The sequence below is a fragment of the Pseudomonas sp. EL_65y_Pfl2_R96 genome, from assembly GCF_963970905.1.
Classification (GTDB): Bacteria; Pseudomonadota; Gammaproteobacteria; order Pseudomonadales; family Pseudomonadaceae; genus Aquipseudomonas.
This window is the reverse complement of sequence record NZ_CAXAQH010000381.1, coordinates 1-439: the sequence shown is the minus strand read 5'-3', so window position 1 is coordinate 439 and position 439 is coordinate 1. Positions and strand designations below refer to the sequence as shown.

The window sequence follows — 439 nt, the reverse complement described above, 5'->3', positions numbered from 1 at the left end:
GTTTCGGCATTCATGGCAGTCTCCAATGCGGCTTCTGGTTGGCTTTCGCAGAGGATGGCATGGCGCGCTTGATCGGAGAAATGGATTAATCCGCGTAGAGTGATCGGGCGGCTAATATAAACGCGGGCGCGGTGGCATCATGCACTGGTCAAGATGCGAACCGGGCTCGGCTGCGCGGCGGCCGGCGGCGCGTCTTCGATCGGCCGCTTGGCATAACGACGCGCCAGCGTCGCGCAGACGAACAATTGCGCCTGGTGGAACAGCATCAGCGGCAACACGATCAAGCTGACCGCATGCCCGGCGAACAGGATCGTCGCCATCGGAATGCCGCCCGCCATGCTCTTCTTCGATCCGCAAAATACGATTGCGATCTCGTCCTCGGTTGAAAATCCCAGATGGCGGCTGAGCAGGGTGGTCACGGCGATGATGATCGCCAGGA

Annotated in this window: 1 protein-coding gene; it reads right to left on the bottom strand. The window is 60.6% G+C overall.

What is annotated here, in order from left to right; translation table 11 throughout:
• Positions 1-137 precede the first annotated feature (137 nt).
• The coding region (locus AACY49_RS31160) for a bile acid:sodium symporter (RefSeq protein WP_339528184.1) at positions 138-439 on the bottom strand (302 nt) is incomplete at its 5' end.